A 26,419-nucleotide genomic window follows, 5' to 3' on the forward strand; every position below is an offset into this window, starting at 1 on the left:
TTTCAAACTGCTTTCATCCTCAATCGCCGACCTTTGAGGTTTTTATACATTTAGCGGCCGGCTGGGGTCAGAATACCATATGGTGCGGTTTCTTCCAAGCATTTAGGCCGTTTTCAAACGCGGGCAGCCAGCTTCCGAACCAGATCTTCATGCGGGATATCGGCATCGATTGCCAGTCGCCGCAGCCCAAAGTGAACTCGGGCCACCTGCTGATAGTACCGGGTGTAGACGTAGTTCGTACCACCACCTGCGATCGCACCCAGAACCGGTATCGATTGCGCCGCCAGCTTCTGGCCCAGTACAATGGACAGACGCGGCGCTACCGCTGAAATTAGCTTTTGCATCGCTGGGCCAGTCAACGTCAGGCGGACCGAAAAGAAGCCCAGATCTGCGCCATCGTCAAAAGACAGTGGTCCGGCTGCAGACAGGACCCGAACGCAATCAAATTTGACGCCTTCCTCGGACGGATCGAACCCTTCGCGGAACGCCGCACCCTGAATGGCACGCAATAGCATGGCCGTTGTTGCAGGCAATTCCATCAGGGCAGTCGACACGCCACCCATGCCACCGGCCGCCCCCATCGCCGTTGCGACAGCCGTGTTCACCCATGGCTTTTGATCCGGAACGGCGCGACGCGAACCCTCGGCTGCGTGCATCGCTAGCCAAAGCGCCTGTTCGGTGGCCCCTGTCAGCCCCTCCCGCACAGATACAGGAAGTTGTTCCAGTAGCGATTCCGCCGACCCCCCCAAACTGTTCAACAGTTTAACGCCGGGACCTCCGGCGGTTCTGTAATACTTGGCCAACCGATCCAATTCGGCATCGGTATCCAGCTTTTCGACTAGAAGCACGTCCTGCATATAAGCCCTCCTGACGTTAAACATCGGGGCTGAGCGGCAGGGTTTCAATAGCTCAGCGCGTCCAGCGGGTCACCTCGCCACGCACATTCAACCATTCACCGGGGCTCAATTCCGCGCCTAAGACCCGGTCTGGGTTTGTTGGCGGGGGCATTTCCACACCGGAAAGTCGTGTGAACCCGAAACGCGCATAATAAGGCGCATCGCCCACCAGCATCGCCCTTTGCCAGCCTATTTCGCGACCGGCCTCAAGCCCCTGATGGATCAGGAATCCCCCCAGACCTTCGCCTTGATGGGTCGGGTGCACCGCCACGGGGCCCAGCAACAAAGCGTCGTGATCGCCCACATGCACGGGCCAGAAACGGATCGCCCCGGCCAGAATGCCCTGCCCGTCGCGCGCAACAAGCGAAAGGCCCGACACGGGTGGAACATCATCGCGCAGACGATACGAGGACAGCGCTTCACGCCCCGGCGCAAAGCACAGGTCGTAAAGTGCCTCGACCTCCCACCAATCATCCGGCTCCTCCGGCCTGATCACGAACTGCTGCACCCTGCCCTCTTTTCCTAGCTGGCAATCGCCCTAGCACTTCGGTACGCCTTGGGCAAACGCTTGGAGATCTTATGTTCTATCGCCCCGAAGACGGCCACGGCCTGCCACACAATCCGTTCAACGCCATTATCACGCCACGACCGATCGGCTGGATTTCCACGCGTGACACAGATGGGATCAACAATCTGGCTCCGTATTCGTTTTTCAACGGCGTTGCTTACACCCCGCCGCAGGTGATGTTTGCTTCAACCGGAACCAAACACGATCAAGACGGCACGAAAGACAGTCTTGCCAATATCAAGGCAACGGGGGTGTTTTGTGTAAACGTCGTGGCCCACGCACATCGCGACGCAATGAATGCCAGCTCAGCAGGCTTGCCGAAACATGTCGACGAATTTGGCCATGCAGGCCTGACACCCTTGGAATGCGAAACCATCCCATGCGCCCGGATCGAAGGGGCTCCGGCAGCGCTGGAATGCAAGCTAACCCAGATCGTGTCCCTTCCGGGCGAGGCCAATCGGGTAGTGTTCGGAGAAGTAACCGGCGTACATCTGCGCGACGATTGCCTGAAGGATGGCATGTTCGACGTCACAACATTCCAACCGCTGGCAAGGCTTGGGTACCGGGACTATTCAGTAGTCACCGAGCTGTTCAGCCTTTCACGACCGGATGACTAATGCCGCTTCCTGACCCCTTACGCAGATACCCGATCACGCTCCCTGATGGCTCTGATCACAAGGGCACAGTTTTCCTGTCTGAAGCGATTGACCATCCCAGGTTTCAGGCCGGAGAATACAGCTACGCATCGGATTTTGAGCCGTCAGACGATTGGGCGCAACGACTTGCCCCCTACCTGTTTCCGTTTTCGCAAGAAAAGCTGGTGCTGGGGAAGTTCTGTCAGATCGCCCATGGCGTACGTTTCATCACATCATCGGCCAATCATTCAATGGATGGATTGACGTGCTTTCCGTTTCCAGTGTTTGACTCGGACGGAATGACCGGGTTTCAGCCGGACACGCGCGACACTCTCATCGGCCACGATGTCTGGATTGGCTATGGCGTAATGATCCTACCCGGTGCGCAGATCGGTTCGGGGGCAATTATTGGTGCCGGGTCTGTTGTTCGCGGAAACGTACCGCCCTATGCGATCATTACCGGGAACCCTGCCGAAGTACGGCGGTTCCGGTTCGAAAAGGACACCATCGACCGGCTTTTAGCATTGAACTGGTGGGATTGGCCCGCCGAGAAGATCGCCGAAGCCGAAAAGGCGCTTCTGTCTGGTAATATTGAAGAATTGGAACGGATTGCTCCAAAGTAAAAGGCGGCCAAAGTGGCCGCCTTTTACAATCAATGCCCGCCCAGCACACCTGTGCGGACCGAGTAATCGACCGCCAGTTCGTAGTCCGGGTCATCGTCGCTATCGACCATAAGGTGGCCGGCCTTGTTCAGCAGTTTGTGGCAATCCCGGCTGAGGTGGCGCAGCATGACGCGTTTGCCCGCAGCCTCGTATTTTCCAGCGATGTTTTCGATGGCCTGCAGCGCGGATTGATCCACGACGCGGCTTTCGGCAAAGTCCACGATTACAGTGTCAGGGTCGTTCTGAATATCAAACAGTTCAATGAATCCGTCGGACGAACCAAAGAATAAAGGCCCCTGAATCTCATAGACTTTTGCGCCCTCTTCCGTGGCCGAGTCCCGCGTGACTGCGTGAATGCGTTTAGCATTGTTCCAGGCATAGGCCAGCGCCGAGACAATCACACCGACAACCACGGCAACCGCAAGGTCTTCCATCACGGTCACAACAGTCACCAGAACAATGACGAACGCATCCATCAGGGGCACCTTGCGCATGATTTTGAACGAGTTCCATGCAAAGGTCCCGATCACCACCATGAACATCACACCAACCAGCGCGGCCAGCGGAATCTGCTCAATCAGCGGTGAGGCGAACAGGATGAACACCAGCAGGAACAGGGCTGCAGCAATCCCGGCGATGCGGGTACGACCGCCGGATTTTACGTTGATCATCGACTGACCGATCATCGCACAACCGCCCATGCCACCGAAGAATCCAGTCGCTACATTGGACACACCCTGCGCAATGCATTCTTGCGAGGCCCCTCCGCGCTTGCCGGTGATTTCACCAACGAGATTCAGGGTCAGCAGGGATTCAATCAAGCCGATGGCGGCCAGAATGACAGCGTAGGGCAAGATGATCTCAAAGGTTTCCCAGTTCAGCGGCACCATCGGGATGTGAAACGCCGGCAGGCCGCCCTCGATTGAGGCCAGATCACCAACACGCGGCACATCAAGTCCAAAACCAATCACCAGCGCAGCCACAACAACAATCCCGGCCAATGGTGCAGGCACGATACGCGTGATACGCGGCATGACCCAGATAACGGCCATCGTCAGGGCAACCAGACCCAACATCGTGTAAAGCTGCAGGCCCGAAAGCCATTCACCGCCGCTTAGGCCGTGGCCGGTGTTTTCCATGGTGCCGGGCACCTTGAACTGACCCATCTGCGCCAAGAAAATCACGATTGCCAGACCATTCACAAACCCCAGCATCACCGGATGCGGCACCAGTCGGATGAACCGACCCCAATGCATCGCGCCTGCAATGACCTGCAAAACACCCATCAGAACCACCGTGGCGAAAAGGTATTCCACCCCGTGTTCAGCCACCAACGCCACCATCACAACAGCCAGAGCGCCGGTTGCGCCGGAGATCATGCCCGGCCGACCACCGATCAGCGCTGTAATCAAGCCCACCATGAACGCGGCATACAGTCCGACCAACGGGTGCACACCTGCGACAAAGGCAAATGCTACCGCCTCGGGGACCAGCGCCAGCGCAACCGTCAGGCCCGACAACAGCTCAATCCGCAGGCGCGAGACGGTCAGCCCCTCATCCGGCATCCAGCGGAGATCGGGTTTGGCTATACGATTGGCAAAGCTTGCCAGCATGGCTCGGGGCATGAGACGTCCTGTGGGGTTGTTTGTTCGCGCGAAAGATGCCTTTTACCTGTCATACCTGACATTAGATACTGCACCCAGCGGGACCCTGATATGCGTAAACCGCATAGCTAGCAAGCAAGTTACACAAACCCTTGAAGCCACTTGCCAAACCCGCGGCTGCCACGCAGAACTCTTACAACAGTTTTTCACGGAGAGCAGCCATGACCCAGACCAAAATCGCGATCATCGGCGGATCAGGTATTTACGACATCGACGGTTTGGAAAAAGCGAAATGGGTTACGGTCGAAACCCCATGGGGTGATCCTTCGGACCAGATCCTGACCGGATCGCTGAATGGCGTTGAGATGGCCTTTCTTCCTCGTCACGGGCGCGGCCACGTGCATTCCCCTACTGAAGTGCCTTACCGCGCCAATATCGATGCGCTGAAGCGACTGGGCGTGACGGATGTGATCTCGGTGTCGGCCTGCGGGTCGTTCCGCGAGCACATGGCGCCGGGTGATTTCGTGATCGTCGATCAGTTCATCGACCGGACATTCGCGCGCGAGAAGAGCTTTTTTGGCACCGGCTGCGTGGCCCATGTCAGCGTTGCACACCCCACCTGCCCGCGCCTGTCGGACGCGTGTGAGACTGCCGGTCGAGCGGCAGGGATAACCATCCATCGCGGCGGCACCTATCTGGCGATGGAGGGGCCGCAATTCTCGACATTGGCGGAATCCAAGGTGTACCGCGAACACTGGGGCTGCGACGTAATCGGCATGACCAACATGCCCGAGGCCAAACTCGCCCGCGAGGCCGAGCTTTGCTATGCCTCGATCGCCATGGTCACCGATTACGATAGCTGGCACCCGGATCACGGCGAGGTGGACGTCACCGCCATCATCGCCACACTAACCGGCAATGCCGAGAAAGGCCGTGCGCTTGTCAAAGGTCTGCCCGATCTGCTGGGCGCTGACCGCGCGCCCTGCCCTCATGGCTGCGACCGGGCACTGGAATATGCCATCCTGACCGCACCGGAGAAACGTGATCCCACCGTGTTGGCAAAATTGGATGCTGTTGCTGGTCGGATTCTCTGACCGGCAACTTTAGTTGGCTGGCAAAGACTGTTGAACCTGATCCCACAATCCGTGCGACCAGAGGTCGTTGTGTGTGCCGTCCGGGATGACATAGATCTGCGCCGTCTCCCCGGCCATCGCGGCCAAAGCTTCCCCGTGATGCAGTGGAACCGTTTCATCCTCGGTCCCGTGGAATATCAAAGTCGGAACGGTGACGTTCCCGATCAAATCACGGGTCGCGAACTGATCCCGCATCAGGGCATGCACCGGTAGCCAGGGATATCTTTCCGCCGCGACGTCCACCGTGGCTGTAAAGGGTGCCTCAAGCACCAGCAGCTGTGCATTTGGGCGCTGTTCAGCTACGGCGGTCGCAACGGCTGTTCCAAGACTTTGGCCGTGCAACACAACGTCCGCACCTTGGCGATCCAGCTGGTCATACATCTGGATGCCGTCGGAAATTAGCGCCATCTCGGACGGTTCGCCCTCGCTGCCCGGATATCCACGGTAGCTGGGGGCCAGCAGGCCGAAGCCACTGTTGAGGATCTCTCTCATCCGATCGGACCGGTCGCCCAGGTTGCCCGATTGGCCATGAAAGAACAAAACTGTCGGCGCATCATCGGTCGCGGGCGGGGCGGACCACGCGGTCAGCGTAACGCCATCGGACATTGTGAAGGAAACGGACTCCACATCAGCCAACCCTACCGTGTTGGGCGCTGGTAATTCTCCGTCCGGTTTGAACAACAGCGATTGCTGGTTCACATACATGTACCCCACGATGCCCGCATAGATCACCGCGAGGACCGGAACCAAAAGGATCAGCGCGCCCTTTAGGTGGGCAAGCCGCGAGTGGCTGGTTTCAGGTGCCGCGTTCGCGCGTGTTTGATCTGTTTGAACCATCGGCCTCTCCGAAGTATTGCGTCCGCTCCAAGGTCGGTGGCCCAAGGAACCGTTTCAAGCCGCGCGGGTTACACTTAATCCAATCTTAAAACTTGTTGCCGCGTTGCACAGCCCCGGTTCTTTTTTGCCCTTCATCTTGAAAAATCGCCTGTACTGCACCGATCTGTGGTTCGCACGGCACCGTCAAAACACTGGCGAAACAGAGGGATAGCATGAAGCGACTTGAGGCATTGGACGCAGCCCGGTTTCTGGCGTTTTGCGGAATGGTTCTGGTGAATTTCCGCATTGCCGCTCAGGTCGCCCCCGGCAATGACTGGGCCTCGACCCTGATCGATTTGCTTGAAGGCCGCGCGGCCGCTTTGTTCGTCATCCTGGCCGGCATCGGAATTGGGATATCCTCTGTTTCAGCGTCGGTGCTGCTGCGGCGCGCGGTGTTTCTGTTCGCTCTCGGTCTGATCAACATGACCGTATTTGACGCCGATATCCTGCATTTCTACGCCGTGTACTTCGTTGTTGGCGCTGCTTTCCTGACGGCACCAACCCGTGCATTGTGGTTGGGTTCAGTTGGGGTGGTGGCGCTGGCTGTCCTCGCTGTCATGATTTTCAACTACGACCTTGGCTGGGACTGGGAAACGCTGACATACACCGACCTTTGGACCCTGCCCGGTTTTTTGCGTAACCTGTTTTTCAACGGCTGGCACCCGGTCCTTCCCTGGGCGGCGTTCCTGTTGATCGGAATGGCTATTGGACGATCCGAACTGCACACGATCTGCATTCAACACAGGCTGATTATGTGGGGGTTCGGAGCTGCCATATTTGCCCTGTTTCCGCAAATGTTGGCCTCGGACCCTGATCTGGTGATCTATCTGGGAACCGCGTCCATCCCACCGGGACCGTTCTACATTATTGCCGGAACCGGCTCGGCTTGCGTGGTGATCGGATTGCTGTTGAAGCTGTGGCCCAAGATCGAAAAGTTGCGCATCGGCCCAGCCCTGACCGCGCCCGGTCGGCAGAGCCTGACGCTCTATGTGGTGCACATCCTGATCGGCATGGGCATACTGGAGGAGGCCGGGTTGCTGAACGGGTCACTGAACGCCCCGCAGATCGCGGGTTACGCTGTTGCGTTCTGCGCCGCGTCCTCGATCTTTGCCCTATTGTGGTCCCGCAAATTCAAACGCGGTCCGCTTGAGGCGCTGATGCGTCTGACAACGCAACCACGCAGGGCTTGACCTTGCGCGCTGGTCCGGGCTTGCTGCGGGAAACGTATTCACAGGATTTCCGATGTCCCTTGACCTTTGGCTCGCCTTTGTCGCTGCATCTACCGCCTTACTATTGATCCCAGGCCCGACGGTCTTGCTGGTGCTCAGCTATGCCCTATCCAAGGGGCGCAGCGTGGCTGTCGCCTCGGCGACGGGTGTAGCTGTTGGAGATCTGGTGGCTATGACGGCCTCTCTTTTGGGGCTTGGTGCGCTGGTCCTGGCCTCGGCTGCCCTATTCACGGCCCTCAAATGGGTCGGTGCCGCCTATTTGGTCTGGCTGGGGATCAAACTGTTGCGCAGCGCGCCATCAGGCGGGCTTGAGACTGTGGACACCGGGCGCAATGTCACCGCACACAGCGTTTTTGGCCATGCTGCCGCCGTCACCGCGTTGAACCCGAAATCTATCGCGTTTTTTATCGCTTTCGTTCCTCAGTTTCTGCGCCCGGCTGACCCGCTCGGACCGCAATTTGCTATCCTGATCGCAACCTTTGTGGGGCTGGCATGGCTGAATTCGCTGGCATACGCCCTTTTGGCGGACCACCTGCGCCAGATGATCGGCCGTTCGGGCGTCGTCACCGCGATGACCCGGTTCGGAGGGCTGGCATTAATCGGGATGGGAGTGGCCACCGCTGTTCTGCGCCGCCCGGCCTGAGGGCTCAGCTCTCAGCGTGTTCCTTCATGAAACCGCGAATGAACCGCCGGATTTCTCGCGCGGCCGACGTGTCCAACTCTTTGCATAGCTGAACAAACTCGTCCCGTTCATCCTTATCCAGCCGCAGGACCAACTGACTGTTTTTCTTCGTTGAAATCTTACTGTCTTTCGTTCCCACGCGTCCCATTCCCATCAAATTCCCAGGCCTGTAAGATAGGCTTTGTATATACTTCGCATATATTTTGTAATTCACGAGCACCTAACAACAAAAGAAGGTTATGGCAACGAACCTTCATGTCGCTCAGGCGATTTTTTCAAAAGATCAGGGCAAGGGGCACAAACCATATCTGACGCGGCCGGTCGATACACTGTATCGCGACTACCGCCAGTCGAACCGCCGGACGTCTGGGGCGGCAATCTTTCCTTGCATGACTCACACCAATGGGCCAAACAGCCCAGCGTGTTTTGACGCCAGAGGGGATGGCCATGTCCAGAAACAAGTCGGTCAAAGATTACATTCGGACCATCGTGGATTTCCCACATGAGGGGATCATGTTCCGGGACGTAACGACCCTGTTCGCTGATCCGCGCGGTTTCCGCATGGCGATCGATCAAATGCTGCACCCCTATGCCGGTGAGCGCATCGACAAGGTCGTTGGCCTCGAGGCGCGTGGCTTTATCCTAGGCGGCGCAATCGCGCACCAGCTAAGCGTCGGATTCGTGCCCATCCGCAAAAAGGGCAAGCTGCCGGGAACCACGATCAGTCAAGACTACAAGCTTGAATACGGCGAGGCGATTGTCGAAATCCACGACGACGCCATCCAACCGGGTGAAAAAATCCTCGTGGTCGATGATCTGCTGGCAACAGGCGGCACCGCAGCTGCCGGAATCAAACTGATCGAACGATTGGGCGGCGAGATCGTCTCATGCTCGTTCATTATCGACTTGCCCGAATTGGGTGGGCGCAAGGCTTTGGAAGATATGGGCATGGACGTCCACGTCCTGTGCGAATTCGAAGGCCTTTGACAGGCTGCGTGTTCACAAGATCGTGAGTTGAAACCTGAAACCGCGCTGGCTTAGCGCGGTTTTTCATTGGATCAACCCGAACTTATCGACATATTCAGTGATCTCCCTTTGATGCCGCCCCGTATCCCGGTTGATGCCACCAAGGGCATTCCAACAAGGGATATCATACCATGTTTCGCAAACTCGCAATTGCCGGTGTCGCAAGCTTTCTCGTAGGAACGGCCGCTTATGCTGATGGTCACTCCAAGGATATTGTCGACACCGCAGTCGGTGCAGGCAGCTTTGAAACTCTCGTCGCAGCCGTTCAGGCCGCAGAACTCGTAGATACGCTGAAAGGTGAAGGCCCTTTCACCGTCTTTGCCCCCACTGATGACGCCTTTGCCGCTCTGCCCGAAGGCACAGTTGAAACCCTTCTGAAGCCCGAGAACAAGGATCAATTGGTTGCCATCCTGACCTACCATGTGGTGCCCGGGAAAGTGATGTCAGGCGATCTGTCCGATGACATGACAGCCGCAACCGTACAAGGCGGAGAAGTCAAAATTGACCTTGATAACGGCGTCATGGTCAACGACGCGAACGTTGTTCAGGCAGACATCGAGACATCGAACGGCGTCATCCACGTGATTGACAAAGTTATTCTGCCCGCATCGTGAACTCAGCGCGCGGCCTGTATTAAACGGGCCGCGCCTACGCCTTTAGAACGGCACCCGGATTCATGATCCCTTTTGGATCAAGCGCTGCCTTGATCGAGCGCATCGCCGACAGCTTTACCGGATCGCCATAGCGGCTTAGATCATCCGTTTTCAAACGCCCTATGCCGTGTTCAGCGCTAATCGTGCCACCGAACTCATGCACCAAATCATGCACCAAGCGTTTTACCGTTTGCCGCTGTGCGTCATACTCTGAACGGCTATGCCCCTGCGGCGGGAACACGTTGTAGTGAAGGTTGCCGTCACCAAGATGCCCAAAACAGTTAATCCGGAAATCCCCCAACCCGCGCACGATTTCGGACCCTCGCAGTATGAACTCGGGGATTTGCGAGATCGGGACCGAGATATCATGGCTCGAGACCGAACCGATCAACCGGTTGGCTTCGGGAATAAGCTCACGTACGGCCCAAAGCTCCAATCTTTGCGCTTCGCTTTGGGCTATGACTGCATCACCTACAAGCCCGCGCGCCTCCGCTGTTTCGAACAGCGCCATCAGCGCGTCTGACGGTGACGCACTGCCAGAAAGGCCAAATTCAATAAGCACCATCCATTCAGGCTGGACGTCAAAAGGCTGGCGGATATCGGGCAAAACCTCGGACAGGAATTGCAAGCCTTGCTTGTGGATCAGCTCAAAAGTGCTGACCCCCTCGCCCACCTGATCGCGTGCCAGCGCCAGCAATTCAATGGCAGCATCCGGAGAGGCCACCTGGAACATCGCGGTGCCGGTCTCGGCCGGACGCGGGTACAGCTTCAACGACGCAGCTGTGATGATCCCCAGCGTGCCTTCCGCCCCGATCAGAAGGTTGCGCAGATCGTACCCAGTGTTGTCCTTGCGCAATCGGCTGAGGCCGTGCCAGATTTCACCATTTGGAAGAACTGCTTCCAACCCAAGACACAGGTCACGCGCGTTGCCGTAGCGCAATACATTGACACCACCCGCATTCGTCGCAAGATTTCCACCTATCCGGCAAGACCCTTGCGCCGCCAATGCCAACGGGAACAATCGATCAGATTCTTCCGCAGCAGTCTGAACATCGGCCAGAATGGCACCGGCCTCGGCGATAAGAATGTTCTCCGTCGGATAAACCGCCCGAATGGCTGACATCCGCTCCAGTGAAATAAGCAACGGGGCCGGGCCGTCGGTCATCACCTGCCCGCCGACCAATCCGGTGCCGCCGCCGTAAGGCACGACGGGAACCGAAGCATCCGAGGCGAGCCGAACGAGCGTCGAAACCTGTTCTACCGACTTCGGCAGCGCCAAAACGCCGACATGGCCTGCGAACCTGCGGCGCGGCTCTTCCAGGTATCGTTCCTCGACAGGGTGCAGAATATCATCGCCCAGCGCAGTGCGGATTGATTGGGCAAAATTGCCATCGGCAGGGTTTAGTTTCATACCCTTTCCTTGCCCAAGTCGTGACGCCCCGACAAGCCTTATTCCAGTTCGATTAGGTATTGCGGCTCAAGCACCACAACCGTCGGACGATCAGGTAACGTGCGAAGAGACACGGTGATCTCGGAAACGCCTTTGCGCTCAACCGGAAAGTCTTCGCGGATATCGACCAGAAACCGGTCCAGCGAAAAGCTGGAGAACCAGTGCATCGGAATAATGACCGAGCTTTTCAGCCGCTTCAAAACCGTGATCATTTCCGGCAGCGGCATCGTCGTTCCACCATCCACCGCAGCCATCACAACATCCAAACGCCCCAGGGCGGCAAATTGTTCATCCGACGGCACATGATGCAGGTGACCCAGATGGCCTATGCACAGCCCTTCAACTTCGAACACAAAGATCGAATTCCCGCGCTCTTCCACACCGCCATAAGAGGATCGGATATCGGTTGAGACATTGCGTATCAGCATCTCTCCCAGATCAAGATAGTGTTCGATCCCCTGTCCGAACTCGCCCCACCCCGGCAACACATTCGGGATGGCTGGGTCCGGGTGGGCGGTCCAATGAGTGCCGTGGGCATGGTTCATCGTCACCACGTCCGGGATTAGATCCGCGCTACCGATGAAACCGGTGAAGTCCGTTACCGCGTTCAACCCGCCCTGCGTCTGGATCATAAACGACGCATGAGCGATATAGCTGATCCGAACCGAGAACTCTGGCACAGGATCCTGCCAGGCTGCTTTATGAATATACTCAATCCCCGGTGCGGCATCCGCGATGGCAATGCAATGGCTCGGCCGCCGTTCCTGTGCCGAAGCCCCACCCGAGATCACCATCAATACCGCAACAACCCAGCGCATGTCCGGAGTGTAGCGCAGAACACAGGTAAGTCACGCCTGCAGATATCGCGTGAGTGAAATCACGGAATTGGCATTTTCTAGGAGCAGTTCAGAGAACGATGCACTTCCGCAGCTTGAAGGGCCGTGAAACTTTCGCCACACGTAACGCTTGAGCCAACGGATCACTTACAAAAAATGCGCGGCGCATTTTTGTGTCAATCCAGATATCCGGGCCATCCAATGCTATCGCGCTCACGGCGATGTCATTGTCTTTCATGACCAACGGTGGCTGATAAACTTCTTGATTTTCGTAGGGTCTATCAATGTTCGGAGATTGATCTGTCAGCACTGCAGCTTTTTGATTGCCGAAGTTCAGACAATAATATTCTCCTTCAACCGGAGTGGCACGGTCATGTTGAAACAGTTTGACTGGATAGAGATTCCCGTCGCCAAGATCAAACTGGCGCAGAACTGTCGCACACGCAGCGGACACGGTCCATGCACCCGCAGCCATAAAGAAGTCTGGTTGCTTCTTCTCTTTTTTGTCTTTGTAATCGGCAAATACCTCCGAAGGGAAGAAATCCGCTGTAAGCGGCTCTCCTCGGACATTTCGGGTGTTTGCGTCCGCTGTGAACTTCAGATCATTATCCCAACGATCAGAATGAAATCCTTTCAACGCCGCAGTGCCCACCATTGCATCGCTGATCCAGATCACTGGCTTTTTGAGCCGCACCATCGTCCTACCCTGCGTCCGTCTTCCCGCGCCGGTCCGACCTTAGGCTGGCATACAGCACATGCGTCCGCCACCGCCCGTTGATCTGCAGATACGACTGCGCCACGCCCTCGTATTTAAACCCCGAACTTTCCAGCAACCCACGTGATGGTTTGTTCTCGGGCAGGCAGGCAGCCTCAATCCTACTCAGGTCCAGTCGGGTAAAGGCGTGATGAACGATCGCACCAATGGCCTCGCGCATGTAACCCTGACGGGCAAAAGACTGGCCCGTCCAATATCCCAAGGTTCCTGCCTGCGCCGGGCCGCGACGGACATTGTCCAGCGTGATGGCCCCCAAAAGCACATCATCCGTGCGACGAAACAAAAACAGTGGGATCGCCGTCCCACCGGCCACGGAGCGCTGCGCCCAATAAACCCTGTTGGTAAAGGATTTTCGACTCAGGTGATCCTTGGCCCAGATCGGTTCCCACGGGGTCAGGTATTCCTGTGACGCGCGCCGTAGCGCCGCCCAGTCGTTAAAGTCGGAATGCGCGGGCGGGCGCAAGCTCAGGCGCTCGGTTTCAAGTTTCAGCTTGCGTCTGCCCAACAGCATCACGCCGCACGCCTCTCCTGCAATTGCGCCAGCGTGGGTGCGCCCGAGACAGGACCGTAAAGCGCCAGCGCAGCAGGGGCCTGCACTGCCATCTGTTCGGCGAAGGCACGCACATCTTCGGTGCTGACGGCGTCGATCTTGGCCACGGCATCCTCAAGCGAGGGAACCCGGTCCCAGATCTGCACCAGACGCGCCAGACGTTCCGCCCGGTTCGACGGGCTTTCCAGCCCCATCAGCATACCGGCTTTCATCTGCGCGCGGGCGCGGGCAACCTCTTCGGCGCTCATGTCTTCGGCGGCGCGCTTCATCTCATCAATCGTTATGCTGGCCAGCTCTGCGACCTGATCCGCCGACGTTCCGGCGTAGATCGTCGTCGTGCCGGTATCGGCATAAGCTCCGGTCTGCGCAAAGATCGTATAGCACAATCCGCGTGTTTCGCGCACTTCCTGGAACAAGCGAGAGGACATGCCGCCGCCAAGCGCCGTCGAATAAATCTGTGCGGTATAGATCGCATCGTCGCGATAGCCGGGGCTTTCCAGCGCCAGTGCGAAATGCGCCTGCTCCAGCTCTTTCTCCTGCCGCGCTTCGCCGCCAGTGAAACGGGCGGTTTCTGGGATCAGCCCTTTGCGGGGTTTAAGATGGCCAAACAACGCTTCAGCGGTTTTCATTAACGCATCATGATCAACGGCACCAGCAGCAGACAGGATCATCTGTTCAGGACCATAGTGTTCAGCCACAAACCCGGACAAATCTTCGCGCGAAAACGCACTGACTCGTTCGGTCGGACCCAGAATGGTTCGACCCAGCGGTTGATCGTGATAGCTCTGCTCTTGCAACCAGTCAAAGATCACGTCGTCGGGCGTGTCATAGGCCTGACCGATTTCCTGTAGGATCACACCGCGTTCAACTTCGATCTCACGCGGGTCGAAGATCGGGTTCAGAACGATGTCACCGATGACATCCATCGCCAGCGCCACATCGTCTTTGAGAACACGCGCGTAATAAGCCGTTACTTCGCGCGACGTGTAGGCGTTGATATACCCGCCCACGTCCTCAATCGCCTCGGCGATTTGCAAAGCTGAACGGCGCTGGGTTCCCTTGAAAGCCATATGCTCAAGGAAATGCGCGATACCGTTCTGTTCAATCCGCTCGTGCCGCCCACCGGCGGTCACCCAAATGCCGATGGCCGCCGATTGCAACCCCGGCATATGTTCACTGACGATACGAAATCCGTTCTTCAGTTGGTCTTGTCTGACAGTCACTCAGCGATATGCCTTCTGATATGATCCTCGAGGGTGCCCAGATCGTTGGCGATGCGGGTCACCCGTTCCGGACGTTCATACAGATCAGACATGCGGGATGGAAGAGGCGGATGTTCGCCGCTTGCCTTCTCGACCGCTGCTGGGAATTTTGCGGGGTGCGCGGTGGCCAGCGTGATCATCGGAACGTCGGTCGAGCGATGTTCTTCCGCAACCTTGATGCCCACGGCGGTATGCGGGCACACCAGTTCCGCACTATGGGTCAGAGTGGACTTGATTGTCGCCAGCGTTTCATCCTCTGAGACTCGGCCCGAGTCAAAGCTCTCGCGCAGCGCTTCCATCGCGCCCTGACTGACGTTAAAGCCGCCGGTCTTCAATTCATCCATCAACTGCGCGACAGCGCCGCCATCTTCACCGTACGCATAGTAGAGCGCACGCTCAAAGTTCGAACTGACCTGAATGTCCATCGACGGGCTGATCGAGGGGATGGTGTCGCCCTTGAAGTACCCCTCGCCCGACAGGCAACGGTGCAGAATGTCGTTCTGGTTGGTTGCGACAACCAGACGATCAATTGGCAGGCCCATGCGCTTGGCAAGGTAGCCCGCGAAGATGTCACCGAAATTGCCGGTCGGCACCGTAAAGCTGACTTTGCGATGTGGTGCGCCGAGGCTGACAGCAGCGGAGAAGTAGTAGACGATTTGCGCCAGAACACGGGCAAAGTTGATCGAATTCACGCCAGCCAGCTTCACGCCGTCGCGGAAGTCGAAATCGTTGAACATGTCCTTTAGCGCGGCCTGACAATCGTCAAAATCGCCGTCCACGGCCAACGCATGCACGTTGCGGTCCGCGGGTGTCGTCATCTGCCGACGCTGCACTTCCGAAACTCGGCCATGCGGGAACAGGATGAACACGTCCACGGCGTCGAGCCCCCGGAACGCTTCAATCGCAGCCGATCCGGTGTCACCGCTGGTCGCGCCAACGATGGTCACACGGTCGCCACGGCGCTTCAGCGCCACCTGAAACAGTTGACCGATCAGCTGCATGGCGAAGTCTTTGAAGGCCAAGGTCGGCCCGTGGAACAGCTCCAACAGGAAGTGGTTTTCGTTCAACTGCTTCAATGGCGCGCGGGCGTCATGGCCGAAGCCTTCGTAGGCGCGGCCGATGATCTCTTTGAACTCACTCTCACCGAAAGATCCGCTGACATAGGGCCACATCACCCGGAACGCGATTTCCTCAAAGGGCAGTCCGGCCAGTGCCGCGATCTCATCCTGCGTCATCACCGGGATCTCGGCAGGCAGGTACAGACCACCGTCACGAGCCAATCCGGTCAGCATCGCCTCTTCAAACGTCAGTTCGGGCGCCTGCCCGCGGGTCGAGATGTATTTCATGTCGCGTCACTCTCAGAAGGGGCGCGGCTGCGCCACAGAAAATATCCGGTCATCGCGGCCCAGACCAAAGCCAGGCCAAACCATGTTATTGCATATTGCAAGTGATCATTCGGGATACCCGTCACCGAAACAGGCAAGGGTGTGATGTTGGGGTCGGTTTGCGACCGCGCGATTAGCAGAACAGGCTCAGCCCCAAGTGCGGCGGCCAGGTTCGGTACATCGCGGGCAAACCATATATTGTCGTCAATATCCGGCTCAGGCGTGTAGCCGTCAATTTCGTCCGGCCAGTGCAGATTTCCAGTGATCTCCATCGGTCCATTCAGCCTTTGATCGTGCTTCGCGGTCACAGGAACAAAGCCCCGGTCCACAAGAATTGTCCGGTCATTTGTGCTAAAAGACTGGATGATGCGATAGCCCGCCCCAACCTGTTTGACCGAGACAAGAACGTGGATCTCGCCCGGCTCGACCTCGCCCGCAATTGTGACCGGCAGGTACTTATCAGCATCAGGCAACACGGTGTCAGGCAAATCAACCGGATCGGCTGAAATCCGATTTTCAATTTCGGCTAAAACGCCTTGTTTCCACGCCAACCGCTGCATTTGCCAGACACCCAGCGACACAAGGATCGCCAGACCGGCAATGCCAAAGATCATCAGAAAGAGAATGCGGCGCATGTCAGGACCAGGTTGTGTTGTTCGAAGGCTCTGCAAGAGCCGGCGTCTTGTTAAGGGCTGCAGCCGCAGAAAGGCAACCTTGCAATTGTATGGGGCGCAATCTTGCGCCCCGAATAGAGAAAAAGCCGCCCCAAAAGGGCGGCTTTTGCAATTTGTTCGCCCGTCTGGCGCTACATCAACGGCGCCTGGCCCCAGATGTATACTGCGAAGAACAGGAACAGCCAGACAACGTCAACGAAGTGCCAGTACCAGGCAGCCGCCTCAAACCCGACGTGTTTCTCAGGCGTGAAGTCACCCTTGAGCGCCCGGATTAAGCACACTGACAGGAAGATGGTACCGATAAGAACGTGGAACCCGTGAAAGCCGGTTGCCATGAAGAAGTTCGAATAGAACTGATCACCGCCGAATTTCCAGCCTTCATGCGCCAGCAGCTCATAGTATTCAAATGCCTGCAGACCGGTGAACGCGACACCCAGAGCGATACCGATGGCCAGCCCTTGCACCAGCGCCTTGCGATCATTGCCGTGCACCAGCGCGTGGTGCGCCCAGGTGATTGCACAGCCCGACAGCAGCAGGACCAGTGTGTTGATCAGCGGCAGGTGGAACGGGTCAACAGCATGAATGTCAGGTTGGATGTATTCGGTACCGGCATAGTCGTACATCGGGTACATGCGATGTTTAAAGAACGACCAGAACCAGGCAAAGAAGAACATCACCTCGGACATAACGAACAGGATGAAGCCATAGCGCAGGCCGATGCGGACGACTGGTGTATGATCGCCCTGGCGGCTCTCGACCACAACCTCGGACCACCATGCGAACATGGTGTAAAGAACGGCCACCAGGCCGGCCCAGAACATCCACGAGGTAACCCCGTGCATCCACAGGACGGCTCCGAACAGCATCACAAAGCCGCCGATCGCGCCGATCAGAGGCCAGATCGACGGGGCCAGAATGTGATAATCATGGTTTTTTGCGTGTGCCATCAGCGTCCCTCACCTACAGGCGTTAGTTCGTTGTTATATCAGCCTGCGTCTCAAGGGCGGCAACGCCCTCGGGCAGGTCAATTTCGTAGAATGTATACGACAGTGTAATCGTATGAACATACTTAGCTTCAAGATCCTCGACCATTTCAGGGTCGACGAAAAAGGTGACCGGCATCTCAACACGTTCACCGGGTTGCAGCACCTGCTCTTCAAAGCAGAAACAGGCAATTTTCTGGAAATACCCGCCGGCTGAATACGGAGTCACGTTATAGGACGCCTGTCCCGCGATGGGGCGGTCGGTCGGGTTGTAGGCTTCATAAAAGGCCAGTCCGGTTTCGCCGATACGCACTTCCATCTCGCGAGCGACCGGCTTGAATTCCCATTCCATGCCTTTTGCCTTCGAGGCGTCAAAGCGGACGGTAACCTTGCGATCCAGAATATCCTCGGGCGCAGTCGCAGCAACACCGGTGGTGCCTCCAAAACCGGTGACGCGGCAGAACCAATCGTAAAACGGGACTGATGCCCACGCCAGGCTGCCCATTAGGACAACCACGCCAACTGTCTGCGCAACAGTTTTCTGAGGACCTGTCAGCGCCATCAGTTCTGTACCTCTTGCGTCGCCAAGCTGAAATCTGTTCCTGAAACCTTTACGACCGTCAGACCAAATATGATCACGATAAAGGCGGCCAGCGTCAGGCCGACCCCAAGGTTACGGCTGAACCGGCGTTGGTGAAGTTCGTGGCTCTTGCGCAGGCTCATGACCAACCTCCCAGCCCATAGGGTTTCAGAAGTGCTTCGACCAAGATAGCACCGAAATGCAGGAACAGATACAGCAGCGACAGCTTGAAGAACGCGCGTTCGACCTTGAAATTGTCGGCCTCGGAGACATCCTCGTTCCGGCGCGAAATCTGCCACGCTCCGCGCAGGAACAGCGCGTTCAAGACCACAGCGACGGTCAGGTAGATCGGACCGCCAATACCCGAGAATGCGGTTCCAACAGCCAGCATGGCCAGCAGCCCGGTATAGACCAGAATGTGCCAGCGCGTGGCGCGACGACCATGTGTGACGGTCAGCATCGGAACACCCGCATCGTCGTAATCCGAGCGCATGAACAGCGCCAGAGCCCAGAAATGCGGCGGGGTCCACATGAAAGTCAGGGCAAACATCAGCCACGGCTCGATCGACATCGACCCGGTTGCAGCAACCCAGCCGATAACCGGCGGAAAAGCCCCAGCAGCTCCGCCGATGACGATGTTCTGCGGCGTCGAGCGTTTCAGCCACATCGTATAGACAACAACGTAGAAAAAGATCGTGAAGGCCAGGAAAGCGCCGGCAAACCAGTTGGTTGCCAGACCCAGCATAATAACGGACAGCCCCGACAGGGCCAGCCCGATTGCCATCGCCTCACCCTCCTGGACCTTGCCAGAGGGGATCGGGCGGCCTTTGGTGCGCTTCATCACGCGGTCGATATCGGCATCCCACCACATGTTCAAAGCGCCGGATGCGCCGCCGCCAATAGCGATGAACAGGATGGCGCAAAAGCCGACGAATGGATGAACAGGGACCGGTGCCGCAAGAAGGCCGACCAAAGCGGTGAACACGACCAGCGACATCACACGCGGCTTCAGCAAGGCAAAGAAATCGCCAAAGCTGGCCTCATCCGCGTGGGATTGGGCGCTTACTGTGCTGGCATTGATGCTTGCGTCGCTCATTTCCGGTCCTTCTGGGGCGAAAGCTGCGCGGATACCGCGCAGCCTGCATTACCTTTGGCGCGAGCTTTTCAGCCCGCGCGGGTCATTACTTGGATGCAACCTGATAGGTTGCGGGCTGACCTGCATACTCTTCCAGTGCGCCTTGCAGCCACTGCTCATACGCCTCTTCGCTGACCACTTTGACGGTGATCGGCATATAAGCGTGATCCTTGCCGCACAGTTCGGAACATTGACCGAAATAGATGCCTTCCTTTTCGGCCTCGAACCACAGTTCGGCCAGACGACCCGGAACACCGTCCTGCTTTACGCCGAAGGACGGGATGGTCCACGAATGGATAACGTCTGAAGCGGTAACCTGCATCACAATGATCTTGCCAACAGGAACGACAACTGCGGTATCAGTGGCCAGCAGCCATTCGTCGTCGCTGTAGCCCGCATCCGCCAGCTTAGCACGCATCGCGTCGTTCAGAACAAACGGAGTCACATCCGCATCAGCCGGGCGGGCGCCTTCATCCAATGTGGCCGGATGGCCCAGCAGATAACTGTCGAAGGCGAAATCGTGATCAACGTATTCGTAGGTCCAGTACCACTGGTTCCCAACGACTTTGATGGTGATGTCGCCTTCGGGAATTTCCTGCTGATTGAACAGAACTGGCAGCGAGAAGGCACCGATGAAGACCAGAATCAGGATCGGGCCAAGGGTCCAGGCAATCTCAACCGGGGTGTAGTGCGAGAATCGCGCCGGTTCAGGGTTGTTACGCGAATTGTATCGAATGATGCAGTAGATCAGCAGACCTGCAACAAACAGGCAGATCGCGGTGATGATCACCAGAATCATATCATCCAGCCGCTGAATCCCCGAGGCCAGGCTGGTGGCCGCGGGCTGGAACCCAAGGCCGCCATCAACCGGCTTACCAATAATCTCAAGCTCCTGAGCCATTGCGGGAAGGCTGGAGAGGGCTGTCATCAACCCCGAAAGCATCAAAGCATTCTTCATTTTCTGTCCTGATCGTCTGATCTTTGCTTCTCTGGCGAAAAGGTGTGAATCAGTCGCACCTCTCCCGTTGTCTTTGGCCGCGTTAAAAACCATATTCCGTCGGGTAGATAAAGCAAAATGCTTGCGTCAAACAGACGCTATTTTTGATCTGGATCAAACTCGGAAGGTCCCAACAGATGTCCAATGACCCGTTTCGCCCATTTGATAGCGCTATTCCGCAGGACGAGGCGCTTGCGGTTTTGCAATCCGCCACCTCTGGGGCAGATGACGGAGAGCTGTTTGTCGAGCGGCGAAAATCCGAGGCTTTGGTCTTTGACGACGGGCGCTTGAAGACGGCATCTTATGACGCATCCGAAGGGTTTGGCCTGCGGGCGGTGCAGGGTGAAGTTGCTGGGTATGCGCATTCCACCGACGTCTCAATTCCGGCGCTGAAGCGGGCAGCCGAGACCGCGCGCCTGGCTGTTGGCGACGGCGGCGGCACGCTGGCCGATGGTCCCCGCGCTACCAATACCCGCCTTTATACGGACGAAGACCCGATTGAATCCGCTGATTTCCCGGTAAAGATCGAAACACTGCGCGAGATCGACTCCTATGCCCGCGACATGGATCCCCGCGTCGTGCAGGTTAGCGCGACAATCGCCGCAGCCGTGCAAGAAGTCGAGATTTTGCGCCCGGACGGCGTACTGATGCGAGACGTGCGGCCAATGACCCGCCTCAATATCTCGGTCATCGTCGAACAGAACGGTCGCCGCGAAAGTGGCTCGGCCGGGGGTGGCGGGCGCGTCGGGCTAGACGGCCTGATCGATCCGTCGGATTGGCAGGACAAAGCGCGCGAGGCGTTGCGGATCGCCTTGGTCAATCTCGACGCGATCCCGGCCCCTGCCGGCGTGATGGAGGTCGCGCTGGGCCCCGGTTGGCCGGGCATCCTGTTGCACGAGGCAATCGGACACGGTTTGGAGGGGGACTTTAACCGCAAGGGAAGCTCGGCCTTTGCCGGTTTGATGGGACTGCAGATCGCATCCAAAGGCGTGACCGTTGTTGATGACGGCACAATCCCGGATCGTCGCGGCTCGATCTCTTTGGATGACGAAGGCACACCCAGTTCAAGGACAGTTTTGATCGAAGATGGCGTCCTGACCGGCTATATGCAGGATCGCCAAAACGCGCGCCTGATGGGCGTGGCCCCCACCGGAAACGGGCGGCGGCAAAGCTATGCGCACAAACCCATGCCGCGGATGACGAACACTGTGATGCTGGGCGGTGAGGCTGATCCGGCCTCTTTGGTTGCGGACATCCAGGACGGAATCTGGGCCGTTGGTTTCGGCGGCGGTCAGGTGGATATCACCAACGGCAAATTCGTGTTCTCGTGCACCGAGGCGTACCGCGTGGAAAACGGTAAGATCGGGGCACCCGTCAAAGGCGCGACCCTGATCGGCGACGGTCCATCCGCCCTTAAACGCATTCGGGGGTTGGGCAACGACATGGCGCTGGATCCGGGCATGGGAACCTGTGGCAAAGACGGCCAGTGGGTACCGGTCGGCGTTGGCCAGCCTACCGTTCTGATGGATGGCCTGACAGTCGGCGGATCGGCCGCATAGCCGGGAATCGCTTGGCGGGAAATCGAGAGCGCAGGGTTAACGCTGCGCTTTTAGCCCGCCGGCGCCTTAACATCCTGTCAGGCGCCCGCATTGAAGGCCGTTGTGTTTATTTCATACATTTCAACGCACTAAATAACTCTAAGTGATAAACGCCGAAAATTATCCGGATAATTTGAAGAGATTCACAAGCTGTTAACCCCAGCAATCGTAAACCAGTTCTGCAATCAGGCGGAGCATCGGATGACCGAAGAGCAGCATTCTTCCTATCACCCCACACTCCCACCCACCACGGAAGAGGATCGGTTTTCCTGGCTTCGTCTGTTGCGCTCTCGCAAGGTTGGTCCGGCGACGTTTCGTCGGTTGCTGCGGGAACATGGCTCGGCGCAGAACGCGCTGGCCGCGCTGCCGGAGATGGCACGCGCTGCCGGAATTGATGGGTACGAAGTTTGCCCCCCCGGCGTGATTGAGGCGGAACTCAAGGCCGCAAAAGCCGCGAACGCGCACCTTTTGTGCCTTGGCTCCGCCGATTATCCAGATGCCTTGAACGATCTATCCGACGCCCCGCCAATGCTTTGGGCGATTGGAGATAGCTCTCTGCTGCAGCGCCGGTCGATTGCACTGGTCGGTGCGCGGAATTGTTCGTCCCTGGGGGCGCGGATGGCGCGGGGGCTTGCCACAGATCTCGGCAAGCAAGGCTATGTCGTTGTGTCCGGCCTGGCACGCGGCATTGATACAGCGGCCCATATGGCCGCGCTTGAAACGGGCACCGTCGCTGTGATGGCGGGCGGCGTGGATGTCGTCTATCCCACCGAAAACACTGTTTTGGCGGAAAAGATTGGCCAAACCGGGTTGCGTGTCTCTGAACAGCCTATGGGCGTCACACCGCAGGCCCGGCACTTCCCGCGCAGAAACAGGATTATCTCAGGTCTGGCCCAAGCGGTTGTCGTCGTCGAAGCTGCCGCAAAATCCGGCAGTCTGATTACCGCACGGGACGCCTTGGATCAGGGGCGCGAGGTTCTGGCCGTACCCGGGCACCCTTTCGATGCACGCGCTGCCGGGTGCAATATGCTGATCCGGGACGGCGCGATATTGGTGCGAGCCGCCGAAGACGTCATTGAGGCGCTACCGAAACAAGCAACTGCCCGTCAGGCCGAAGCCCTCACCGTACCCAACGTAGTGGCAGAACCGGTGATCGCAGGTGCCGCGCTGCATCGTGAAATCCTGTCGCGATTGGGGCCCTCGCCAATTGCCGAAGATCAGTTGATCCGCGACATTGCCGCAACGGCCGGAGAAATCGGACCCGCATTGATTGATCTGGAACTCGAGGGACAGATCCAGCGCCAGCCCGGCGGCCTCCTGTCGCTGTCAGCATAACCTTCATCGCTGAGGCCTGGTTTCTGCCCAAGTCCTTTTTATGCACAGGTTACGTGGTTGAAATTACCACATAATTCCTGTGTTCAAAGGAACGCATTGACAATTCGCCCTTGCCCTCCACATCTTGCACGATCATAGAAGGCGCCAATTCCGTCGAGCGAGGTTTTCCCTTAAATGCCTGTAGTTGTTGTAGAATCCCCTGCCAAGGCCAAAACAATCAACAAATATCTTGGCCCTGACTACACGGTGCTGGCCTCATATGGCCATGTCCGGGACTTGCCGCCCAAGGACGGATCCGTCGATACCGAGCATGAATTTGAGATGAAGTGGGAGGTCGGCAACGACAGCCGCAAACATGTCAAAGCCATCGCCGATGCGCTGAAAGAAGACAACGCTTTGATTCTCGCGACTGACCCTGATCGTGAGGGTGAGGCTATCAGCTGGCACCTGCAAGAAGCCCTGACCAAGCGCCGCTCGATCAAGAAAGACACGCCTGTCAGCCGCGTGACCTTCAACGCGATCACCAAGGATGCGGTGACCGAGGCGATGCAGAACCCGCGTCAGGTCGACATGCCGTTGGTCGAGGCCTATCTGGCCCGCCGCGCGCTGGATTATCTGGTGGGTTTCAACTTGTCCCCGGTTCTGTGGCGCAAACTGCCCGGCGCCAAGTCTGCCGGTCGCGTTCAGTCAGTCTGTCTGCGCCTGATCGTCGAACGCGAGATGGAGATCGAAGCGTTCAAGCCAGTCGAATATTGGTCTGTGAAGGCTGTGTTCGAAACACCGCGCGGCCAGACTTATGAGGCGCGTCTGGTCACGCTGGCCGGTAAGAAACTGGACAAACATGATCTGGCCAACGCCACGCAGGCCGAACTGGCGGTGCAGGCCATCACCAGCCGCGCGCTGAGCGTTACTTCGGTCGAGGCTAAGCCCGCCGCGCGCAACCCCAGTGCGCCCTTCATGACCTCTACCTTGCAGCAGGAAGCAAGCCGCAAGTTCGGAATGGGCGCGCGTCACGCGATGCAGGTTGCTCAACGCCTCTACGAGGCGGGCTACATCACATATATGCGGACCGACGGCATCGACATGGCGCCCGAGGCCGTGGCGGCCACTCGCGATACCATCGCAGACCGTTACGGTGCAGAATACGTGCCGGACAGCCCGCGTATCTATAAAAACAAGGCCAAGAACGCCCAGGAAGCGCACGAATGTATCCGCCCGACGGATATGTCCCGCGATACCAAGGCGCTGAAGGTCACAGATGAGGATCAGCGCAAACTGTATGACCTGATCTGGAAACGTACCATTGCCTGCCAGATGGCTGCGGCCCGGCTGGAGCGCACTACGGTCGAGATTGGCAGCGATGACGGCCAGGTCGGCCTGCGCGCCACCGGTCAGGTTGTTCTGTTCGACGGGTTCATGCGCGTTTATGAAGAAGGCCGCGACGACGTGGCCGATGATGATGAAAAGCGCCTGCCGCAAATCATGCAGGGCGATCCAGCTCGGTTTGCCAAAACATCCCTGCGTGATCAGTTCACCAAAGCGACCAGCGAAGGCACTGAAAAGGCCGCGAAAGAGGCCATTCTGTCCGAGAACGAATCTGTACTTGCCCTGCAGCACCACACGCAACCGCCGCCGCGCTACACCGAGGCTACGCTGGTCAAGCGGATGGAAGAGCTGGGGATCGGGCGACCGTCGACCTATGCCTCGATCGTGACCACGATTCAGGACCGGGAATATGTGCGCAAAGACAAGAACCGGCTGATCCCAGAGGAGAAGGGCCGGATCGTTACGATCTTCCTGCTGAACTTCTTCCGGCAGTACGTGGGGTATGAGTTCACCGCCAATCTGGAAGAACAATTGGACGACGTCAGCGCCGGTGGGCGTGACTACAAGGAGTTGCTGAGCAAGTTCTGGCGCGATTTCTCGGCTGCTATCGGCGAGACGTCCGAATTGCGGATCTCCGAGGTTCTGGACAAACTCGACGAAGCCCTGGCGCCGCAGCTTTATCCGCCGCGTGAAGACGGCTCGGACCCGCGTGTCTGTCCGAAATGTGGAATGGGTCAGTTGCACCTGAAGACGTCGCGCACCGGCGGGTTCGTTGGGTGTGGAAACTATCCTGAATGCACCTATACCCGCCCCATCGCCGGCGAAGGCGCTGAAGGCGAGGAACGTCTTCTGGGCGAAGATGCAGGGGATGATATCTGGCTGAAGTCCGGCCGCTTTGGCCCCTATGTTCAGCGCGGCGAACCGACGCCCGAGAACAAGAAACCTCCGCGTGCGTCTCTGCCGCGTGGCTGGAGCAAGGATGACATGGATCTGGACAAGGCGCTGACGCTGTTGTCCCTGCCCCGCCAGATTGGTGAGCATCCAGATGGTGGTATGATCAGTTCGAATTTTGGGCGGTTTGGCCCCTATCTGATGCATCAGTTGGCGGATGAGGCCAAGCCGGTCTACGCCAACCTCAAAGACCCCAACGACGTGTTTGAGATCGGCATGAACCGCGCTGTCGAGTTGCTGGCCGAAAAGCGTGCCAACCCCGGGCGTGGCCGTCGCGCAGCGGCCAAGGCGTTGAAGGAATTGGGCGAGCACCCAGATGGCGGCGCGATGCAGGTTCTGGATGGGCGCTATGGGCCATACGTGAAATGGGAAAAGGTCAACGCGACAATCCCCAAAGATATCAAGCCCGAGGATGTGACACAGGAAATGGCCATCGAACTGGTCAACGAACGCGCAGCCAAAAAGGGCACCAAGAAAAAAGCGGCTCCGAAAAAGAAAGCTGCGGCCAAGAAAACAACCAAAAAGGCGGCCACCTAACGACTGGCTAGGTAGAAATACCACCTACCCCTTGGTTTCATTGACTTCCCCGTGACGTGGCGGCACAACCTGCGCCATCAC

At 57.8% G+C, this 26,419-nt stretch carries 27 protein-coding genes; 10 read left to right on the forward strand and 17 right to left on the reverse strand.

What is annotated here, in order from left to right; genetic code table 11:
• Positions 1–113: 113 nt before the first annotated feature.
• On the reverse strand, positions 114–857 hold the full coding sequence (locus tag AC2FIO_RS20680) for an EcsC family protein (protein ID WP_058272251.1): 744 nt from the start codon (positions 855–857) through the stop codon (positions 114–116).
• Positions 858–909: 52 nt separating this feature from the next.
• Positions 910–1,404, reverse strand: a complete 495-nt coding sequence (locus tag AC2FIO_RS20685) for a GNAT family N-acetyltransferase (protein ID WP_058276957.1) — start codon at positions 1,402–1,404, stop codon at positions 910–912.
• Positions 1,405–1,475: 71 nt separating this feature from the next.
• On the opposite strand from AC2FIO_RS20685, the gene AC2FIO_RS20690 reads away from it, so the two are divergent.
• Complete coding sequence (locus AC2FIO_RS20690; RefSeq protein ID WP_108861743.1) at positions 1,476–2,081, forward strand: flavin reductase family protein; 606 nt, start codon at positions 1,476–1,478, stop codon at positions 2,079–2,081.
• Complete coding sequence (locus tag AC2FIO_RS20695) at positions 2,081–2,722, forward strand: CatB-related O-acetyltransferase (RefSeq protein WP_496699804.1); 642 nt, start codon at positions 2,081–2,083, stop codon at positions 2,720–2,722. The genes AC2FIO_RS20690 and AC2FIO_RS20695 overlap by 1 nt, the downstream gene beginning before the upstream one ends.
• 29 nt (positions 2,723–2,751) lie before the next feature.
• On the opposite strand, the gene AC2FIO_RS20700 is transcribed toward AC2FIO_RS20695, so the two are convergent.
• Entirely contained in the window at positions 2,752–4,386 is a 1,635-nt protein-coding gene (locus tag AC2FIO_RS20700; RefSeq protein ID WP_282120019.1) for a SulP family inorganic anion transporter, read from the reverse strand.
• Between the two features lie 200 nt (positions 4,387–4,586).
• On the opposite strand from AC2FIO_RS20700, the gene AC2FIO_RS20705 reads away from it, so the two are divergent.
• The gene (locus tag AC2FIO_RS20705; RefSeq protein WP_282120020.1) at positions 4,587–5,459 is read left to right on the forward strand and encodes an S-methyl-5'-thioadenosine phosphorylase; all 873 of its coding nucleotides are present in this window, start codon (positions 4,587–4,589) and stop codon (positions 5,457–5,459) included.
• Between the two features lie 9 nt (positions 5,460–5,468).
• On the opposite strand, the gene AC2FIO_RS20710 is transcribed toward AC2FIO_RS20705, so the two are convergent.
• Positions 5,469–6,335, reverse strand: a complete 867-nt coding sequence (locus AC2FIO_RS20710) for an alpha/beta hydrolase (protein WP_496699805.1) — start codon at positions 6,333–6,335, stop codon at positions 5,469–5,471.
• Positions 6,336–6,547: 212 nt separating this feature from the next.
• On the opposite strand from AC2FIO_RS20710, the gene AC2FIO_RS20715 reads away from it, so the two are divergent.
• Positions 6,548–7,564, forward strand: a complete 1,017-nt coding sequence (locus AC2FIO_RS20715) for a DUF418 domain-containing protein (protein WP_282169122.1) — start codon at positions 6,548–6,550, stop codon at positions 7,562–7,564.
• A 52-nt stretch (positions 7,565–7,616) separates the two neighbouring features.
• Entirely contained in the window at positions 7,617–8,246 is a 630-nt protein-coding gene (locus AC2FIO_RS20720; protein ID WP_282169121.1) for a LysE family translocator, read from the forward strand.
• A 4-nt stretch (positions 8,247–8,250) separates the two neighbouring features.
• Here the strand turns inward: AC2FIO_RS20720 and AC2FIO_RS20725 are convergent, their stop codons facing one another.
• Positions 8,251–8,424 (reverse strand): hypothetical protein, encoded by a 174-nt coding sequence (locus tag AC2FIO_RS20725; protein WP_282153539.1) that lies wholly within the window; start codon positions 8,422–8,424, stop codon positions 8,251–8,253.
• Between the two features lie 308 nt (positions 8,425–8,732).
• Here AC2FIO_RS20725 and AC2FIO_RS20730 point away from each other — a divergent pair, with 308 nt between their 5' ends.
• Together AC2FIO_RS20730 and AC2FIO_RS20735 are read left to right on the forward strand one after the other, a co-directional pair.
• The gene (locus tag AC2FIO_RS20730) at positions 8,733–9,272 is read left to right on the forward strand and encodes an adenine phosphoribosyltransferase (protein WP_058272309.1); all 540 of its coding nucleotides are present in this window, start codon (positions 8,733–8,735) and stop codon (positions 9,270–9,272) included.
• A gap of 170 nt (positions 9,273–9,442) precedes the next feature.
• Positions 9,443–9,925, forward strand: coding sequence for a fasciclin domain-containing protein (locus AC2FIO_RS20735; protein WP_058272260.1), 483 nt, complete (start codon positions 9,443–9,445; stop codon positions 9,923–9,925).
• A 34-nt stretch (positions 9,926–9,959) separates the two neighbouring features.
• On the opposite strand, the gene AC2FIO_RS20740 is transcribed toward AC2FIO_RS20735, so the two are convergent.
• The 12 genes from AC2FIO_RS20740 to coxB form a co-directional block, all read right to left on the reverse strand.
• Positions 9,960–11,375, reverse strand: coding sequence for an FAD-binding oxidoreductase (locus AC2FIO_RS20740; protein ID WP_496699806.1), 1,416 nt, complete (start codon positions 11,373–11,375; stop codon positions 9,960–9,962).
• A gap of 38 nt (positions 11,376–11,413) precedes the next feature.
• Positions 11,414–12,232 carry an MBL fold metallo-hydrolase gene (locus AC2FIO_RS20745; protein ID WP_282169118.1) on the reverse strand — a complete coding sequence of 273 codons (819 nt, stop codon included), beginning with the start codon at positions 12,230–12,232 and terminating at the stop codon, positions 11,414–11,416.
• A gap of 88 nt (positions 12,233–12,320) precedes the next feature.
• On the reverse strand, positions 12,321–12,947 hold the full coding sequence (locus AC2FIO_RS20750; protein WP_496699807.1) for an imm11 family protein: 627 nt from the start codon (positions 12,945–12,947) through the stop codon (positions 12,321–12,323).
• Between the two features lie 4 nt (positions 12,948–12,951).
• Positions 12,952–13,536, reverse strand: a complete 585-nt coding sequence (locus AC2FIO_RS20755) for a GNAT family N-acetyltransferase (RefSeq protein ID WP_058272263.1) — start codon at positions 13,534–13,536, stop codon at positions 12,952–12,954.
• Entirely contained in the window at positions 13,536–14,798 is a 1,263-nt protein-coding gene (locus AC2FIO_RS20760; protein WP_472724215.1) for a M16 family metallopeptidase, read from the reverse strand. The genes AC2FIO_RS20755 and AC2FIO_RS20760 overlap by 1 nt, the downstream gene beginning before the upstream one ends.
• A complete protein-coding gene (gene thrC, locus AC2FIO_RS20765) occupies positions 14,795–16,183 on the reverse strand; it encodes a threonine synthase (RefSeq protein WP_496699808.1) in 1,389 nt (462 codons plus the stop codon). The genes AC2FIO_RS20760 and thrC overlap by 4 nt, the downstream gene beginning before the upstream one ends.
• A complete protein-coding gene (locus tag AC2FIO_RS20770; RefSeq protein WP_282169115.1) occupies positions 16,180–16,857 on the reverse strand; it encodes an SURF1 family protein in 678 nt (225 codons plus the stop codon). Before AC2FIO_RS20770 ends, thrC begins: the two co-directional genes overlap by 4 nt.
• A 170-nt stretch (positions 16,858–17,027) precedes the next feature.
• The gene (locus tag AC2FIO_RS20775; RefSeq protein ID WP_058272267.1) at positions 17,028–17,843 is read right to left on the reverse strand and encodes a cytochrome c oxidase subunit 3; all 816 of its coding nucleotides are present in this window, start codon (positions 17,841–17,843) and stop codon (positions 17,028–17,030) included.
• Positions 17,844–17,865: 22 nt separating this feature from the next.
• Positions 17,866–18,441 carry a cytochrome c oxidase assembly protein gene (locus AC2FIO_RS20780; protein ID WP_170561013.1) on the reverse strand — a complete coding sequence of 192 codons (576 nt, stop codon included), beginning with the start codon at positions 18,439–18,441 and terminating at the stop codon, positions 17,866–17,868.
• A complete protein-coding gene (locus AC2FIO_RS20785; protein ID WP_170561014.1) occupies positions 18,441–18,602 on the reverse strand; it encodes a cytochrome c oxidase system small membrane protein in 162 nt (53 codons plus the stop codon). The genes AC2FIO_RS20780 and AC2FIO_RS20785 overlap by 1 nt, the downstream gene beginning before the upstream one ends.
• Entirely contained in the window at positions 18,599–19,555 is a 957-nt protein-coding gene (gene cyoE, locus AC2FIO_RS20790) for a heme o synthase (protein WP_496699809.1), read from the reverse strand. Before cyoE ends, AC2FIO_RS20785 begins: the two co-directional genes overlap by 4 nt.
• A gap of 85 nt (positions 19,556–19,640) precedes the next feature.
• Positions 19,641–20,552, reverse strand: a complete 912-nt coding sequence (gene coxB / locus AC2FIO_RS20795) for a cytochrome c oxidase subunit II (protein WP_108861729.1) — start codon at positions 20,550–20,552, stop codon at positions 19,641–19,643.
• 176 nt (positions 20,553–20,728) lie between these two features.
• Between coxB and tldD the strand changes: the two genes are divergently transcribed.
• The 3 genes from tldD (at position 20,729) to topA (ending at position 26,338) form a co-directional block, all read left to right on the forward strand.
• Entirely contained in the window at positions 20,729–22,150 is a 1,422-nt protein-coding gene (gene tldD / locus AC2FIO_RS20800) for a metalloprotease TldD (protein WP_496699810.1), read from the forward strand.
• A gap of 240 nt (positions 22,151–22,390) precedes the next feature.
• Entirely contained in the window at positions 22,391–23,524 is a 1,134-nt protein-coding gene (gene dprA / locus AC2FIO_RS20805) for a DNA-processing protein DprA (protein ID WP_496699811.1), read from the forward strand.
• 174 nt (positions 23,525–23,698) lie between these two features.
• Positions 23,699–26,338 (forward strand): type I DNA topoisomerase, encoded by a 2,640-nt coding sequence (gene topA / locus AC2FIO_RS20810; protein WP_496699812.1) that lies wholly within the window; start codon positions 23,699–23,701, stop codon positions 26,336–26,338.
• Positions 26,339–26,419: the final 81 nt, after the last annotated feature.

It is taken from the genome of Ruegeria sp. CDSB086, assembly GCF_059611065.1.

Bases quoted from the DNA above. Each gene is read 5' to 3' on its own strand.
- AC2FIO_RS20680 (WP_058272251.1), bottom strand. From the start codon at position 857: ATGCAGGACGTGCTTCTAGTCGAAAAGCTGGATACCGATGCCGAATTG.
- AC2FIO_RS20690 (WP_108861743.1), top strand. From the start codon at position 1,476: ATGTTCTATCGCCCCGAAGACGGCCACGGCCTGCCACACAATCCGTTC.
- AC2FIO_RS20695 (WP_496699804.1), top strand. From the start codon at position 2,081: ATGCCGCTTCCTGACCCCTTACGCAGATACCCGATCACGCTCCCTGAT.
- AC2FIO_RS20700 (WP_282120019.1), bottom strand. From the start codon at position 4,386: ATGCCCCGAGCCATGCTGGCAAGCTTTGCCAATCGTATAGCCAAACCC.
- AC2FIO_RS20705 (WP_282120020.1), top strand. From the start codon at position 4,587: ATGACCCAGACCAAAATCGCGATCATCGGCGGATCAGGTATTTACGAC.
- AC2FIO_RS20710 (WP_496699805.1), bottom strand. From the start codon at position 6,335: ATGGTTCAAACAGATCAAACACGCGCGAACGCGGCACCTGAAACCAGC.
- AC2FIO_RS20715 (WP_282169122.1), top strand. From the start codon at position 6,548: ATGAAGCGACTTGAGGCATTGGACGCAGCCCGGTTTCTGGCGTTTTGC.
- AC2FIO_RS20720 (WP_282169121.1), top strand. From the start codon at position 7,617: ATGTCCCTTGACCTTTGGCTCGCCTTTGTCGCTGCATCTACCGCCTTA.
- AC2FIO_RS20730 (WP_058272309.1), top strand. From the start codon at position 8,733: ATGTCCAGAAACAAGTCGGTCAAAGATTACATTCGGACCATCGTGGAT.
- AC2FIO_RS20735 (WP_058272260.1), top strand. From the start codon at position 9,443: ATGTTTCGCAAACTCGCAATTGCCGGTGTCGCAAGCTTTCTCGTAGGA.
- AC2FIO_RS20740 (WP_496699806.1), bottom strand. From the start codon at position 11,375: ATGAAACTAAACCCTGCCGATGGCAATTTTGCCCAATCAATCCGCACT.
- AC2FIO_RS20745 (WP_282169118.1), bottom strand. From the start codon at position 12,232: ATGCGCTGGGTTGTTGCGGTATTGATGGTGATCTCGGGTGGGGCTTCG.
- AC2FIO_RS20750 (WP_496699807.1), bottom strand. From the start codon at position 12,947: ATGGTGCGGCTCAAAAAGCCAGTGATCTGGATCAGCGATGCAATGGTG.
- AC2FIO_RS20755 (WP_058272263.1), bottom strand. From the start codon at position 13,536: ATGCTGTTGGGCAGACGCAAGCTGAAACTTGAAACCGAGCGCCTGAGC.
- thrC (WP_496699808.1), bottom strand. From the start codon at position 16,183: ATGAAATACATCTCGACCCGCGGGCAGGCGCCCGAACTGACGTTTGAA.
- AC2FIO_RS20770 (WP_282169115.1), bottom strand. From the start codon at position 16,857: ATGCGCCGCATTCTCTTTCTGATGATCTTTGGCATTGCCGGTCTGGCG.
- AC2FIO_RS20775 (WP_058272267.1), bottom strand. From the start codon at position 17,843: ATGGCACACGCAAAAAACCATGATTATCACATTCTGGCCCCGTCGATC.
- AC2FIO_RS20780 (WP_170561013.1), bottom strand. From the start codon at position 18,441: ATGGCGCTGACAGGTCCTCAGAAAACTGTTGCGCAGACAGTTGGCGTG.
- AC2FIO_RS20785 (WP_170561014.1), bottom strand. From the start codon at position 18,602: ATGAGCCTGCGCAAGAGCCACGAACTTCACCAACGCCGGTTCAGCCGT.
- cyoE (WP_496699809.1), bottom strand. From the start codon at position 19,555: ATGAGCGACGCAAGCATCAATGCCAGCACAGTAAGCGCCCAATCCCAC.
- coxB (WP_108861729.1), bottom strand. From the start codon at position 20,552: ATGAAGAATGCTTTGATGCTTTCGGGGTTGATGACAGCCCTCTCCAGC.
- tldD (WP_496699810.1), top strand. From the start codon at position 20,729: ATGTCCAATGACCCGTTTCGCCCATTTGATAGCGCTATTCCGCAGGAC.
- dprA (WP_496699811.1), top strand. From the start codon at position 22,391: ATGACCGAAGAGCAGCATTCTTCCTATCACCCCACACTCCCACCCACC.
- topA (WP_496699812.1), top strand. From the start codon at position 23,699: ATGCCTGTAGTTGTTGTAGAATCCCCTGCCAAGGCCAAAACAATCAAC.